Raw genomic sequence first — 13402 nt, 5'->3', positions numbered from 1 at the left:
GAACGTCCTCAATTGCCGATGTGCGGTCGAATTGACTGCCGTTCGGCTGGCTTGCCGGAGGGATGAGCCGGCCGGTCATGAAAGCCGAACCATTGGTTGCTGATGCCTGTGTCAACGGCGCTCAACCAACCTCGGTAGGAGTTCGTGCGGACAATGCGCCACTCTCGGAGGAAGGCCAGCAGCCACAGGGCCGGGATCCCTTGCCCGAACTCGCAGTTCGCCGGAGAGCGTCGAGATCTCCGTGCTCGACTCCCAAGGCGACCTCTACGTTGCCGGTCGAGTCATCACGGGCACACCAACCTGCAGTTCTGAACACCGGTCGCCAGAGAGCAACGCCCCGCGAATCACCTCGTGCGCGGGGCGTTGTCCACGGTGGCGCTGCGAACAGCGCACTTGTAACAACCGTTCGCTCTTGCCGCTGCGCGGGCGTTGAACGGCCGACCGGATTGGTTGGCTGGCAAGGCTTTCCGCTGCGCGCACATGCTCCAAACGGGCCGCTGCGGACAAGCTGAGCCGCGGTCGGCGGAACGCACCATCATGCCAGGGTGGAGCGATGGCAACTCGGCGATGGTAGGCATGGAGGAGACGGTCCTTCGGCAGACCGGAGTACGGGGAGGGAGAAGCGATGGCCGCGATAGCCAGGTTCGGTGCGATTGCGCTCGACAGCCGGGACGCCCGAGGTCTTGCACAGTTCTACCGAGCGTTGCTGAATTTCGAAATCCGTTACGAGTCCGACGATTTGGTGGTTCTTCGCGGATCGGGGGTGACGCTGACGATCGAACGGGTGCCTGACCACATACCGCCGCAGTGGCCCGGCAATGCGATACCCAAGCAGATGCACCTGGATCTGTTCGTCACCGACCTCGACGTCGCGGAAAAAGCGGCGATCGATTGCGGTGCGGTCAGAGCGGAATTCCAGCCCGCACCCGATCGCTGGCGCGTGCTTCTCGACCCGTCGGGACATCCGTTCTGCCTGACGGTGCCACCCGGGTCCGCGTAGGCGCACATGGGCATTCCCTACGACGCCCTGCCGGACCTCATCGGTTTCCTCCGATCCTTAAGGCTCGGCGGGAGAACAGAACCGCGAATGCCAAGTCGTCACGGTCTCCGGCCGGATTCGGACGGTTCTCGGCGGGTATCGGCCGGTTTCGGAGATGGCCGGTTGGTCTCGGTCGGCATCGGCGAACCGGACCGCGAGCAGCAAAGTCACGAGGAGAATGCCGGCGCCGATGATCACGCGACCAGCGAACCAGCTGAGGTTTACAAGCTGTTCCAGAATTCGATCAGCATGCCGGCTGCTCGAGCCGGATCGTCGAGCATCCACCAGTGGCCGAGCCCGTCGAGTTCGACAGTGCGAGCGCCGGCCCGTCCGGCGGCTCGGCGGCGCAGGGCGGAGCTACCCGCGGTGAGGTCCTGCGTGGCGATGGGAACCAAGCCGGGTGTGGCAGCGGCCGCGGGCAGATCACGGCCGCGTTCGATCAGCACCGCCGGGGGCACGGACCGATACAGCGCGAGAATCGCTTTGCCCATCTCCGGACCCTGCTCACGCGCCACCTCGCTGGCCGTCGGCTCCGGGATGCCCCACTCGGCCATGCGCGCGGCGCGTTCGTCGGCGTCCCCTGAGAAGATCTCCTCGATGTTGCGCTCCCCGGCGCCCGGTGTTTGCCAGACCTTCGCGAGGTCGTGCCAGGTGAAGTCCGGCTCGTAGCCGCCGATGGTGTCGCTGACCCAGCTGCGGATCAGGTCGGGGCGGGTCATCGCCACCTCGAGGGCGTACCCTCCGCCGAAGTCGTGGCCGACAACGTGGGCGGGGGAGTCGAACCGCGACAGCTCGTCGATCAGCCAGTCCCGGTAGTCGTCGAATGTGGCCCCGAAACCCGGGGGGAGCGGCGAGCCGAAACCCGGCGGCGACAGCAGGACCACCTCCTGCTGCTGGGCCTCGGGCAAATGGTTGATCAGGGGCGCCCACACTGCGGGGGTTACCGGGACGCCGTTGACGAAAGCGATGGTCATGTCCCAAGGACACCATCGGGCAGCGGCGGCCGTCCAAGACCCCTTTCGCACCTCGCCATGCAGTAACCGCATGGCGAGGTAGCCTGCGATCATGCTCCCTGACCTGGATCTGCGGCTGGTCCGGTACTTCCTGGTGGTTGCCGACCAGCTGAACTTCGCTCGTGCCGCCGAGGAATTGCGGGTCGCCCAGCCCTCCCTGAGCCGCCAGATCCAGCGGCTGGAGAACGCACTCGGTGTGCGCTTGCTGGAACGCACCAGCCAGGGCAGCCGGCTCACCGCCGCCGGTGCGGCGTTCCTCCCGCGGGCGCAGCAACTGGTGCACAGCGCTGAGCAAGCGGTGCTCACCGCGCGCGCCGCGGCGCCGGTCCGCACGATCACCATCGGGTACGCGGACGATCTCGTCATCACGCCCGCCGTCCGCGACCTGCGAAACCGGTTTCCCGGGGCCCATATTCGCACCCGTCACCTCAGTTCCCAGGACGCCGGTGCGCTGTTGAACCGGCAGGTCGACGCACTGGTCATCCGCGCACCGCTGCCGATACCGGCCGACGACCTCGCCGTGACGACGCTCTACACCGAGCCCGTGGTCGCGCTGATGTCCAGCGCGCATCGCTTCGCAGGCAAAGAGTCCGTCGCCGCGACCGACCTCTGGCCCGAACCACTGGTCGGCTGTATCGGTATGGGCAAGGACTGGATCGGCTTCTGGCGGCTGGAACCCCGAGCAAACGGTGCTCCGGCCCCGGTGGGACCCACCCTGGCAGACACTTACGACGACAAGCTCGAAGCCATCGCCGAGGGCAGCGCCATCGCTGTCGTTCCTGCCGGTGACCGGCGGTTCACTTTGCGTCCCGACGTGGTCGCTGTTGCTGTCGATGGGGCCGGGCCGAGTCAGGTCGTCGTCGCGAGCCGGGCCGACGAGACCAACCCGCTCGTCGCGGAATTCGTCAATTCCGCGGCGAACCTGCTCGTCCGCGAGAGCTGACCCGCGATACGGCTCGTGCATGACGGGGTGCGAAACGGGTCTTGGACGTGGGCGTCGGCCGCCGGTTTGCTAGCCGCTATGACCATTGACTACCGCGCCCAGACCGTGCTGCTCACCGGAGCGAGTTCCGGTATCGGAGCCGCTTTCGCCAGGACCCTCGCCGCGCGCGGCGCGAACCTCGTGCTCGTCGCCCGGCGCGCCGACCGGCTGACAGCGTTGGCGGACGAACTCCGCCGCACCACCGATGTCCGCCTGGACGTGATCCCCTCGGATCTCGCCCGAGAAGGCGTCGCCGGCGAACTCCAGCAAGCGGTCACCGAGCGGGGCATCCGCATCACCGGCCTGATCAACAATGCGGCATTCGGGTCGTTCGCCCCGTTCATCGAACTGGATCCCGACCACCTCTCCGCCGAGATCGCCGTCGACGCCCTGGCACCGGTGCGGTTGACGGCCGCGTTCCTGCCCGGGATGGTGCACGCCGGTCACGGCTTCGTCATCAATCTCGCCAGCGTTTCCGCCTACCTGCCCTCGCCCCGGATGGCGGTGTACAGCGCGACGAAGGCCTTCGCGCTCAGTTTCACCGAGTCACTATGGACAGAGCTACGCGGCACAGGTGTCACCGTGTTCGCGGTGTGCCCCGGCGCCACCGCCACCGATTTCACGACGGGTATGGGGCCGGAAGCGGCGGTGCTGACCGCCGGAAAGGTACGCAGGCCCGACGACGTCGTGGCCACTGCCCTACAGCATCTCGACCGGCGCGACCCGGGCCCCATCGTCATCGACGGCCGCGCCAACCAACTCGGCGTGCTCGCGAGCCGGCTCCTGAGCCGCCGGCGAAATGCCCTGACCATGGCGCGCGTCTTCGACCCGGCACGCGGAACTGCCCGGTGATTCATTCCGGAAACGGTCCCCACGGCGAGTCGACCATTGTCGGCCCTGTCATCGGCAGACAGGTCCCGGAAGTTGCTCCGGCGAAACGGTTTTCACGGCAGGCCGGTACCGTTGTCGGCGTGGTTGACCAGTCCGGTCTGGTGGGCGATGACGACGAGTTGGGCGCGATCGCGGGCGTGTAGCTTGTTCATGGCGCGCTGCACATGGGCGCGGACGGTGAACGGGCTGACGAACAGTTGCTCGGCGATCTCGTTGTTGGACAGTCCTTTTGCGACAAGCAGGGTCATTTCGCGTTCTCGCGGGGTGAGTGCGTCGAGTTTCTCGGAGGCGTGCGTGGTCGCGCCGTCGGGTGGGGTCGCGAGAAAGCGGGCGATCAAGGTGCGGGTCGCCGCGGGGGAGAGGAGGGTCTCGCCGTCTGCGATGGTGCGCACGGCAGCGAGCAGTTCCGCTGCGCCGATGCCCTTTCCGATGAAACCGCTCGCGCCCGCGCGAAGTGCTTGTGCGACATAGTCGTCGGTCTCGTAGGTGGTGAGGATGAGGACTCGGCTGTCGCGCAGGTGCGGGTCCGCGCAGATCTGTGTGGTGGCGGTGATGCCGTCGGTCTCGGGCATCCGGATGTCCATGATGATCACGTCCGGGTGCAGTTCACGGGTGAGCCGCACCGCTTGTGCGCCGTCGGCGGCTTCACCGACCACGCTGATGTCGTCGGCGGTGTCGAGGAGCGTACGGAACGCTTGGCGGAGAAGGGCCTGGTCGTCGGCGAGGAGCACTCGAATTGTCATGGGGAACCACCATTTTCCGTGTCGCCGGTCGTGTTCGCGGATGTGAGCGGCAGGTGGGCGGAGACGATGAAGCCACCCGCCGGGCTGTTTTCGGTGCTGAGCCGACCCCCGACCGCCTCGGCGCGTTCTCGCATACCGATGAGCCCATAGCCCGACGGCCGGTCCGACCCCGTACGGCCCGGCTCGTTCGATGCGCTCGCTGCCCGTGAGTCGGGTCCGTCGTCGGCGACGGTGATGCTGAGCCGATCGCGGCTCCAGGACAGGCGAATTCGAGCGCGGCTGGTCCTGGCGTGTTTGCCCACGTTGGTCAGAGCTTCCTGGATGATCCGGTAGGCGGTGAGATCCACGCCTGGCGGAAGTGGTTTGGGCGCGCCCTTGGTATCCGTCGTTACTCGCAGCCCCGCACGGTCGAACGACTCCAGCAGCCGGGGGAGCTGTGACAGGCCGGGTGACGGTTCGGCGGACGTGTTCGCGTCCCCGGCCTGACGCAGCAGTCCGACCGTGGCGCGCAGGTCGTCGAGGGCGTTTCTCGTGGTCTCGATGATGTTGTCGAGGTTCGAGCGAGTCTGTTCCGGCTGGGAGTCGAACACGTGCGCGGCCACAACGGCTTGGGCGTTGGCGAGGGTGATCTGGTGTGCGACGACATCGTGCAGCTCGCGGGCGATGCGCACCCGTTCCTCGGCGACGCTGCGCCGCGCCTCGCTCTCCCGGCTTTCCTCGGCGCGCAGTGCCCGCTCTTCCATCGCAGCCAGGTAGGCTCGCCGGCTCTGCGTCGCGTTGCCGAGCGCCCCGGCGATCAGCGGGAGCGCCGCCACCGACAACAGCCTGCTGCCGTCCTGCCAAGACAGTTCGTCGAGCAGGGGAGTCACCGCGACCAGCAATGCAACGGCGGGTAGCAGGACCGCGATCGTCACCCTCAGCTCGGTGTGCAATGCCAGCGCGTAGGCGGCGATCGCGACGGGCACCACGATGAACGGGGTCGACAGCAGACCCAACGGTGCGACCAGCATCCCGCACGCGGTGGTTACCGCGACCACGACTACGGGCGCCCGATGCCGCACGGACAGCGCCGCACACGAGATACCCGCGACGACATAGGTGGCGATCGGCGGCCATCCGAGCGTGTTGTCGGGGTGCAGGATTCCGCCGGACAGGCACAGTAGGAACGCTGGCGCGAGGACGATCGCCTCGCGCCACCACACCGGTCGTGGTGCCGCCTGGTGGGTGACCGGGGAACGCTGCTGGGTCGCCAACACTTCGCCCAACATACGCGTCCGAGCCGTCCCGCAACCGCGAGGCGTTCGACCCGGTTCGTATGCACCAGGAGCGCGCGGTCGTCTAGTGCGACAGCACCAGCGGCAATCGGTGACGAGAGACGATGCCCGCGGACGGCTCCGGTGGAACGGTTGCATTCAGAACATTTCGCGTGGCGCGAACCCCCCGCCGAGTCGGGAGTCAAGGCTGACGAGGAGCCGAAGTCTATGCAGCAGAACACAACCGACGGTGCGAGCGCCGGTATTCACACGAGGTGGAGCTGGCGACTGCTCGGCCTCGTAGCGATCCTGGCCCTGGTGAACTTCGTGGTGGACTCGGCGATCGGCGCACCGCTGATCGTCCTGCCCGAGATGCTCGACCATTTCGGCACCGACCAGGCGGCGTGGCTCAACGCCACCGCGATGCTGGCGGGCGTGATGTGGGCCCCGTTGCTCGGAAAGAGTGCCGACATATTCGGAAAACGCAGAGTCCTGGTGCTGGCCTTGCTGATCAGTTGTGTGGGTGCGCTGATCTGCGCGGTGGCCCCGACGATGTGGATATTCGTCATCGGGCGCATGTTGCAGGGAGCGGCGTTGGCGGCCATGTTCCTTTCGGTCGCGATCGTGCGAACCGTCTGCACCCCACGCCTGGCCATGATCATCGTCGGCATCGTGACCACCGGCACCGCGATCCTCAACGTCGCCTCCCGTTTCCTCGTCGAGAAGCTGGCCACCGAGTTCGGCTTCCAGATTCTGTTCCTGATCTCGGCCGCTGTGGCGGTGGCGATGGCTGTCAGCGTGCGTTTCTCGGTTCCCGAATCGCTCGTGCGGACGCCGGGCCGGCTCGACATCTCGGGTGCGCTGCTGCTCGGCGGCGGTCTGCTCGGTGTGCTCGGCTACATCAGCATGGGTCCCGATCTCGGTTGGTCCGCTGCCGGCCCGCTGGCCCTGCTGCTCGGCGGGGTCGTGGCGTTGGTCAGATGGTTCACGGTGTCGAGCCGAAAGCCCGACCCGCTGATCGACGTCGGAAACCTCGGCAAGCCACTGCTTCTCACGCTTCTGGTCGTCTTCCTCGGTGCGGGTTCCTACCAGAGCATGCTGCAACTCATCCCGCTCATCAGTGATATCTCGACGGATCAGGACCTGGGCTACGGACTCGGCGGTCACGGGTCGGTAGCGCTGCTGCTCGCGGCACCCGCCGTCGGCGTCATGCTCGGCGGTCCGGTGGCCGGCTGGTTGGGTACGCGCATCGGGCCCGCGCGGACCTTGGCCGGGGCGGTCATGCTCGGAACCGCGGCCACTATCGGAATGTTTCTCGGTGCGTCCCAGCTGATCGCGGCGCTGTGCTTCGCGTTTCTGCTCGGTGTCACGGTCGCGGCGTTGGGTGCGTCGGGTTTCAACATGGCGGGCAACTTGGCGTCGGCGCAGCGGCAGGGCATCGTGTCCAGCCTGGTCATGGTGATGGTCTCGACCGGGGCCGTGGTGTTCAACTTCGTCGGCGCGGCTGTTCTCGCATCGACCACCGTCGTCGCGGACGGCGAGACGGTGAACTCGGTCACCGGCGTATTCAGCTATATCGCGATTGCCACCGCGGCCTTCGCGATCGCAGCGGTCGTGGTCGTCGTTCTGGTGCGAACCACACGCCCGCGGCATCAGATGCCCGCGCCCCAGGCTGTCGAAACGCACGCGTGAATTTCCCTCAGACACAAAGGAGTTGACATGAAACCCAGAGGAACCGTGCTGATTTCCGGCGCGAGCATCGCGGGTCCCGCGTTGGCGTTCTGGTTGCACAGGTACGGATTCGAGGTGACGGTGGTCGAGAAGTCTCCCGGAGTACGCGGCGGCGGATACCCGATCGACGTGCGTGGCACCGCCGTCGAAGTCGCGCACCGGATGGGCATTCTGCCGCAGCTACAGCGAGCCCATATCGACACGCGGCGAGTCACTTTCCTCGATGCCGACGGCAGCCTGGACGCCGTCGTGCATCCGCAGGTCGTGGCCGGGGGAGTCGACGGACATGACCTCGAGGTCCCGAGAGGGACGCTGACAAACATCCTCTACACAGCAGTCCGCGACGACGTGGAGTTCGTCTTCGACGATTCCGTCGAATCGCTCACCGAACACGAGCACAGGGTGGACGTCACCTTCCGCAGCGGGGCCCAACGCAGTTTCGACCTTGTGGTCGGCGCCGACGGATTGCACTCCCACACCAGGACTCTCGCCTTCGGCCCCGAACAGAACTACTTCCGCTATCTCGGCTACTGCTTCTCGATCTGCACCATGCCCAATACATTCGGACTCGCACACGAAGCAGTCATCTGGAACACCCCCGGACGAGCCGCCGCTCTCTACGCCGTCGGCGACAGCGACGATGTACACGCCCTCCTGACCTTCGCTCACTCCGAACCAGCGCACGAAGTTTTCCGCGACACCGAGACCCGACGTGCACTGATATCCACGCACTTCGGCGACGACGGATGGAAGGTGCCGGCAATCGTCGACGCCACGTGCGGTTCCCCGGATGCATTCTTCGACACCGTTGGTCAGATCCACCTGCCGCAATGGTCCACTGGGCGGGTGGCCCTCGTCGGCGATGCCGCCTACGCCCCGTCGTTCCTGACCGGGCAGGGATCGAGCCTCGCGCTCGTCGGCGCCTACATGCTCGCCGAATCCCTGGCCGCACACGACGACCACACCACCGCGTTCACCGACTACGAACGCGCCAGCCGCCCATTCATCGAACTCAACCAATCGCAGATCGCCACCGGCGCGGCGGCACTCTTTCCCACCACGGCCGAAGCCTTGCAAGCCCGCAACCAAAGACTCCGCGACCTCACCACGTCGCCCCCGGCCACTGGTCGCCCAGCCCACACCGCCCTCACACTGCCTGAGCTCAGACACATGGCCTCGTGATCGCCGATGCCCGCGGACGTCATCGACCGAGGTGAAGGCGTGCGCCGGGATCGGGCCGCCGGTATAGAACAGCGCCAGATCCGGCGCCTTTGTCGCTGTCCCGGCATGTAATCGAAGTGGTGGGACGGCTCGCCCAAGCGACCAGAGCGCACTTCGCTAACGCCTCGGTCGAGTCCATAACGCGGAGAATCAGCGGTTCTGCATCTGGCATCAAGTGCGCATCTGCGCACCTATTGGCTTATCGTGGTGAAGTACCAGTCCTCCATCGATGGGTTCGTCATGCTCGAAGTGCTGCGAAATCGCAGCTTCCGCCGCTTGTTCACCGCCCAGGTCGTGGCCCTGGTGGGCACCGGGTTGCTCACCGTGGCACTCGGCCTGCTGGCCTACGACCTGGCTGGTGACGCTGCCGGTGCGATACTCGGTACCGCCTTGGCGATCAAGATGGTGGCCTATGTCGCTGTGGCGCCTGTGGTTTCGGCCTTGACCGACCATGTACCGCGCCGGACCCTGTTGGTTACCGCCGACGCCGTGCGCGTCGCGATCGCGCTGCTGTTGCCGCTGGTCGGGCAGGTGTGGCAGATCTATGTGCTGATCTTTGTCCTGCAAGCCGCCTCGGCGACGTTCACCCCGGCGTTCCAGTCGGTGATTCCGTCGGTGCTCGAAGCCGAACGCGACTACACCCACGGACTGTCGCTGTCGCGGCTGGCCTACGATCTCGAATCGCTGGCCAGCCCGATCCTGGCCGCCGTATTGCTCACCGCCATCAGCTATCACAGCCTGTTCGTCGGTACTGCCGCCGGATTCGTCATCTCGGCGCTTCTGGTGCGCGCCACCGCACTCCCTCGACTGGTCGCCGCCGACCGAGCGACGCCGTTGCTCCGCCGGATCACCGCCGGCGCGCGAATGATGCTCGGCCGTCCCGTCCTTCGTGGCCTGCTCGCCCTCAACCTCGCGGTCGCGGCAGCCACCGCGCTGGTGGTCGTGAATACCGTTGTCTACGTGCGAGATTTACTGGATGGCTCCAACACCTCGGTAGCGCTGGCGCTGGGTTGCTACGGCGGCGGATCGATGGTGGTCGCGTTGCTGATACCTGCGCTGCTGACTTGCGTCCCTGACCGAAGCCTCATGCTCATCGGCGCCGGCGTGCTGCCCTTCGGTCTGGTCTCGGCCGCGGTGATAGCGCTGGCCGAACCGGCGACGGGTGTGGGCTGGATGCTGCTGGCATCGACCTGGATTGTACTAGGAGCGGGGACTTCCTTGATCAACACCCTCTCCGCGCGGCTGCTGCGTAGACAATCCGATCCAGGCAACCGCACGGCGGTGTTCACCGCGCAGTTCTCGCTGTCGCACGCGTGTTTTCTGGCGACCTATCCCCTCGCGGGATGGCTCGGGGTCCTGGCCGGTCAAGGGGCGGCCGCGCTGCTGCTCGCGGTATTGGCAACCGCAGCAACCGGATTGGCGGTGAAAGCTTGGCCGGCCCGCGAACCTTCCACCCGCGCGTCGGCGGTCGCGGCTACGGTCTGAGCCGTGCTCATTCGTGGGATGGTTCGCCGGTCACCAGGTGATCAGCGAGATTGAGTCCCTCGCGGATGAGCCGGGCCAGGTGCCCGTCGTGGATGCGGTAGACGATGCGCCGGCCCTCGCGGCGGGTGTCGACCATCCCGGTGAACCGCAACTTGGCCAAGTGCTGGCTGACCGCGGTGCGCGACGCTCCACACGCCTCGGTCAACGCGCTGACATCGGCTTCGCCGTTGGTCAGGATCCACAGGATGTGGAGCCGAGTGGGGTCTGCGAGCATCCGGAACGCACCGGTGGCGGCTTCGAGCCGGGCAGGGTCGGGTGCGACCGCGTGTACCAAGCTGGCTGCTGGGGTGCGGCGGGGCCTGCCGGTCATGCCCACCACCCCCTCTCTCCTGCAGATCGCCGCGGTCATGTCCTTCTACCCGAGGGACGACCATTGCCGTGAGTGTATCCTTCACCGCCACCTCGGGCGCTCACGCTCGCCGATGACGCACAGCCATCCTCGATGAGCGGTGAGAGTTACAGACTGAGCAGTCGCGCTTTCTGATCGGCGGACGCGTGGGCCAGGTACCCACCACTGAATCGCTCATCTGCGGTGACCTCCTTGCCGATCGGTGCCGGTAGGGAAAGATCGCGGGAAAGGTCGGACAGCTCGATCTCGGCCAGCAGCAGCCCGGCGAGATCGCCATGAAACTCGTCGACGACGAAGGTGTCATCGCCGATCTGCCATCGGCGGCGCGTTTTTCGCAGCGTCGCGGCGGGCAACTGGCCAAGCTGTTCGTACTCGGCCTGGTCGAGGTAGATGTTGGTGATCGCGACGGTCGAGGGGACGCTTTCCTCGGGACGGACTTTCTGGCAGAGCTTGTAGACGACCTGCGAGTCGACCTCGACCCGCCGCAATCGGAGCCGGGTCCCGACGATGTAGCGGTCCTCGATGAGCCGGGGCGCTGTGGCTCGGGCCGGCATCCCGGAAAGCAGGAATCGCCTTTCCCTTTCGAGCTGGGCGTACTTTCCCACTCCTGGCTGACGGAGCCAGTTCACCACGTCCTCGTTCACGCCTGCGAGATTAGTGCTGCTTACGAGCGATTGAACGACCGCGGCCCGCGCGTTCGCCGATGCCGCGTACCAGGTTGTCTCGCTTCGGCCAGGCCACGCGGATCGCTTGAAGGAGTGCGGATCTCGGTGCTGCTCAATCGAAGGTGTAGGTGACGCCTGTCAGTTGTTGGGAGGTCGCCCATAGAGCCGCGGCGAGGTCGGGGTCGGCGGCGGTGCTGGGGGGCTGGTTGTGGGTGGGGTGGCCGCGGAGTCTGCCGGCGGGAGGGCCGTAGAAGTCGCCGCCGCGTGCGGTCGGGTCGACGGCGGCACGCAAGGTGGACAGGGCGCCCATGTCGGGGGATTGCATCGTCCAGTCGGTCATCCACCGATTGCGGGGTTGGTTGAGAAACCGCAGCACCGCGCCCATGTTGTAGCCGAAGTCGGTGCGCGCCATGCCTGGTTGTGCGGCCATCGACCGCAGCGTGGTGTCGGTGCCGTCGAGGCGACGCTGAAGTTCGAAGGTGAACAACAGGTTCGCCAGCTTCGAGGCCCCGTACGCACGCAGCGGCCGGTATTTGCGACGCTGGTAGAGCAGATCGTCGAGATCGAGGAATGCGAACCTCGCTGCGCCGCTGCTGACGGTGACTACGCGCCCGGCCGGAGCCGCGAGCAGCAGATCCAGCAGCAGCCCGGTGAAGGCGAATGGCCCGAGATGGTTGGTGGCGAAGGTGGTTTCGAATCTGTCTTCGGTGCGGGTGCGTTGCCGGATCAGGGTGCCGGCGTTGTTGATCAGCAGATCGATGTGGTCGCATTCGGTGCGGACTTTCGCTGCCGCGGTGCGCACCGATTTCTGTGCGGCCAGATCCAATGCCACGATCGGCAATTCGGCGGCTGGTGCGCTCCGGTGGATGAGTTGTGCGGCGGCGGTAGCCTTCTCGATGTCGCGGCAGGCCAGTACCACCCGGGCGCCGTGCTCGGCGAGCATCCGCGCGGTGGCCAGCCCGAGCCCCGCATTGGCGCCGGTGACGACCGCGGTGCGTCCCCGTAGGTCGGGGATGTCGCTGACGGTCCACGGCGTCGTTCTACTCACTCGATTCCTCACTGTCACCCGAAAGCCCTTGGCCGCACGATCTTAGAGAAGCTAGGCGCAACCACTTCCGACGCACCACGACGACGAGGAACGCCGTCTCCGAGCGTGCGGAAACCTGTGTTGTTGCGATGAATTTCGGCGGCTCGGGCCGTCGATACCGGTATGCGATTGAACGGTAAGAATGCGGTGGTGTACGGCGCGGCCGGCAAAATGGGTGGTGCGGTGGCGCGGGCCTTCGCGCGCGAGGGAGCCTATGTGCACCTGGTCGGCCGGACCCAGTCGACGCTCGAAGCGGTAGCGGAGGAGATCACAGAGTTGGGCGGCCGCGCTACGGCCGCTCGGATCGACGTGTTCGATCAAGACGCGGTGGAGGCTCATGCGGATCGGGTGGTCGAGCAGGCCGGCAGCCTGGACGTGTCCTTCAACGCGGTGGGCATGAGCGCGGTCCAAGATGTGCCGCTGGTGGATCTGAAGCTGGAAGACTTCATGACGCCGATCCTGGATTCGGCGCGTTCGCACTTCATCACCACGACAGCGGCTGCCCGCCGGATGGCGGCACAGGGCTCCGGCGTCATCGTGTTGCTTTCCGCTTCGGCCGCCGACGAATCCCGCCACCGCATGGGAGGTTTCAACATCGCCTGCGCGGGCATCGAAGCCCTCAATCGCAGTCTCGCGGGCGAGGTCGGTCGCGAGGGGGTGCGGGTGGTGTGCATCCGCCCCAACTTCACACCGGAGACCATTCCCGGTCTGCGCGAGGACGATCCGCAACTTCAGCCACTGCTCCGTGACACCCGCCTGGGTCGTCTTCCCCGGTTGGCCGAGGTAGCCGAGGCGGCGGTCTTCGCCGCTTCGGCGGGAGCCGGCGCCATGACCGGTGCGGTCCTCAATCTGACATGTGGTGCCTTGGTCGATTGAGCCGCGC

Annotated in this window: 13 protein-coding genes; 7 read left to right on the top strand and 6 right to left on the bottom strand. The window is 66.5% G+C overall.

Annotated features, from left to right (window positions below):
- The first annotated feature begins 625 nt into the window (after positions 1 to 625).
- Positions 626 to 1000: a VOC family protein gene (locus BJ987_RS26725; RefSeq protein ID WP_209895332.1), complete on the top strand. Its 375-nt coding sequence runs from the start codon at positions 626 to 628 to the stop codon at positions 998 to 1000.
- 260 nt (positions 1001 to 1260) lie between these two features.
- On the opposite strand, the gene BJ987_RS26720 is transcribed toward BJ987_RS26725, so the two are convergent.
- The gene (locus BJ987_RS26720; RefSeq protein WP_209895330.1) at positions 1261 to 2013 is read right to left on the bottom strand and encodes an alpha/beta fold hydrolase; all 753 of its coding nucleotides are present in this window, start codon (positions 2011 to 2013) and stop codon (positions 1261 to 1263) included.
- Positions 2014 to 2104: 91 nt separating this feature from the next.
- Between BJ987_RS26720 and BJ987_RS26715 the strand changes: the two genes are divergently transcribed.
- Together BJ987_RS26715 and BJ987_RS26710 are read left to right on the top strand one after the other, a co-directional pair.
- A complete protein-coding gene (locus BJ987_RS26715; protein WP_209895328.1) occupies positions 2105 to 2995 on the top strand; it encodes a LysR family transcriptional regulator in 891 nt (296 codons plus the stop codon).
- Positions 2996 to 3073: 78 nt separating this feature from the next.
- Positions 3074 to 3886, top strand: a complete 813-nt coding sequence (locus tag BJ987_RS26710; protein WP_209895325.1) for an SDR family NAD(P)-dependent oxidoreductase — start codon at positions 3074 to 3076, stop codon at positions 3884 to 3886.
- A gap of 92 nt (positions 3887 to 3978) precedes the next feature.
- Here the strand turns inward: BJ987_RS26710 and BJ987_RS26705 are convergent, their stop codons facing one another.
- Together BJ987_RS26705 and BJ987_RS26700 are read right to left on the bottom strand one after the other, a co-directional pair.
- The gene (locus BJ987_RS26705) at positions 3979 to 4668 is read right to left on the bottom strand and encodes a response regulator transcription factor (RefSeq protein ID WP_209895323.1); all 690 of its coding nucleotides are present in this window, start codon (positions 4666 to 4668) and stop codon (positions 3979 to 3981) included.
- Positions 4665 to 5924 carry a sensor histidine kinase gene (locus BJ987_RS26700; protein ID WP_209895321.1) on the bottom strand — a complete coding sequence of 420 codons (1260 nt, stop codon included), beginning with the start codon at positions 5922 to 5924 and terminating at the stop codon, positions 4665 to 4667. The genes BJ987_RS26705 and BJ987_RS26700 overlap by 4 nt, the downstream gene beginning before the upstream one ends.
- Positions 5925 to 6149: 225 nt before the next feature.
- Here BJ987_RS26700 and BJ987_RS26695 point away from each other — a divergent pair, with 225 nt between their 5' ends.
- The 3 genes from BJ987_RS26695 to BJ987_RS26685 all read left to right on the top strand — a co-directional run bounded on the left by BJ987_RS26695 (position 6150) and on the right by BJ987_RS26685 (position 10358).
- Positions 6150 to 7613, top strand: coding sequence for an MFS transporter (locus BJ987_RS26695; RefSeq protein ID WP_209895319.1), 1464 nt, complete (start codon positions 6150 to 6152; stop codon positions 7611 to 7613).
- A gap of 27 nt (positions 7614 to 7640) precedes the next feature.
- The gene (locus tag BJ987_RS26690; RefSeq protein WP_209895317.1) at positions 7641 to 8834 is read left to right on the top strand and encodes an FAD-dependent monooxygenase; all 1194 of its coding nucleotides are present in this window, start codon (positions 7641 to 7643) and stop codon (positions 8832 to 8834) included.
- 279 nt (positions 8835 to 9113) lie between these two features.
- The gene (locus BJ987_RS26685) at positions 9114 to 10358 is read left to right on the top strand and encodes an MFS transporter (RefSeq protein ID WP_209899140.1); all 1245 of its coding nucleotides are present in this window, start codon (positions 9114 to 9116) and stop codon (positions 10356 to 10358) included.
- 7 nt (positions 10359 to 10365) lie between these two features.
- Here BJ987_RS26685 and BJ987_RS26680 read toward each other — a convergent pair whose 3' ends face one another.
- From BJ987_RS26680 to BJ987_RS26670, 3 genes are all read right to left on the bottom strand, one after another.
- Positions 10366 to 10728 carry an ArsR/SmtB family transcription factor gene (locus BJ987_RS26680; protein ID WP_209895316.1) on the bottom strand — a complete coding sequence of 121 codons (363 nt, stop codon included), beginning with the start codon at positions 10726 to 10728 and terminating at the stop codon, positions 10366 to 10368.
- A 146-nt stretch (positions 10729 to 10874) separates the two neighbouring features.
- Positions 10875 to 11411 (bottom strand): CYTH domain-containing protein, encoded by a 537-nt coding sequence (locus tag BJ987_RS26675; protein ID WP_209895314.1) that lies wholly within the window; start codon positions 11409 to 11411, stop codon positions 10875 to 10877.
- A gap of 133 nt (positions 11412 to 11544) precedes the next feature.
- Positions 11545 to 12480: an oxidoreductase gene (locus BJ987_RS26670; protein ID WP_209895312.1), complete on the bottom strand. Its 936-nt coding sequence runs from the start codon at positions 12478 to 12480 to the stop codon at positions 11545 to 11547.
- A gap of 162 nt (positions 12481 to 12642) precedes the next feature.
- On the opposite strand from BJ987_RS26670, the gene BJ987_RS26665 reads away from it, so the two are divergent.
- A complete protein-coding gene (locus tag BJ987_RS26665) occupies positions 12643 to 13395 on the top strand; it encodes an SDR family NAD(P)-dependent oxidoreductase (RefSeq protein WP_209895310.1) in 753 nt (250 codons plus the stop codon).
- Positions 13396 to 13402 lie beyond the last annotated feature (7 nt).

The sequence above is a fragment of the Nocardia goodfellowii genome (assembly GCF_017875645.1).
Taxonomy (GTDB): domain Bacteria; phylum Actinomycetota; class Actinomycetes; order Mycobacteriales; family Mycobacteriaceae; genus Nocardia; species Nocardia goodfellowii.
Note: the sequence above shows the minus strand (reverse complement) of the source record. Positions and strands in the feature narration are given on the sequence as shown.

What these genes read in the sequence shown, in the direction of transcription:
- BJ987_RS26725 (WP_209895332.1), top strand. Translation starts at nt 626, where the DNA reads ATGGCCGCGATAGCCAGGTTCGGTGCGATTGCGCTCGACAGCCGGGAC.
- BJ987_RS26720 (WP_209895330.1), bottom strand. Translation starts at nt 2,013, where the DNA reads ATGACCATCGCTTTCGTCAACGGCGTCCCGGTAACCCCCGCAGTGTGG.
- BJ987_RS26715 (WP_209895328.1), top strand. Translation starts at nt 2,105, where the DNA reads ATGCTCCCTGACCTGGATCTGCGGCTGGTCCGGTACTTCCTGGTGGTT.
- BJ987_RS26710 (WP_209895325.1), top strand. Translation starts at nt 3,074, where the DNA reads ATGACCATTGACTACCGCGCCCAGACCGTGCTGCTCACCGGAGCGAGT.
- BJ987_RS26705 (WP_209895323.1), bottom strand. Translation starts at nt 4,668, where the DNA reads ATGACAATTCGAGTGCTCCTCGCCGACGACCAGGCCCTTCTCCGCCAA.
- BJ987_RS26695 (WP_209895319.1), top strand. Translation starts at nt 6,150, where the DNA reads ATGCAGCAGAACACAACCGACGGTGCGAGCGCCGGTATTCACACGAGG.
- BJ987_RS26690 (WP_209895317.1), top strand. Translation starts at nt 7,641, where the DNA reads ATGAAACCCAGAGGAACCGTGCTGATTTCCGGCGCGAGCATCGCGGGT.
- BJ987_RS26685 (WP_209899140.1), top strand. Translation starts at nt 9,114, where the DNA reads ATGCTCGAAGTGCTGCGAAATCGCAGCTTCCGCCGCTTGTTCACCGCC.
- BJ987_RS26680 (WP_209895316.1), bottom strand. Translation starts at nt 10,728, where the DNA reads ATGACCGGCAGGCCCCGCCGCACCCCAGCAGCCAGCTTGGTACACGCG.
- BJ987_RS26665 (WP_209895310.1), top strand. Translation starts at nt 12,643, where the DNA reads ATGCGATTGAACGGTAAGAATGCGGTGGTGTACGGCGCGGCCGGCAAA.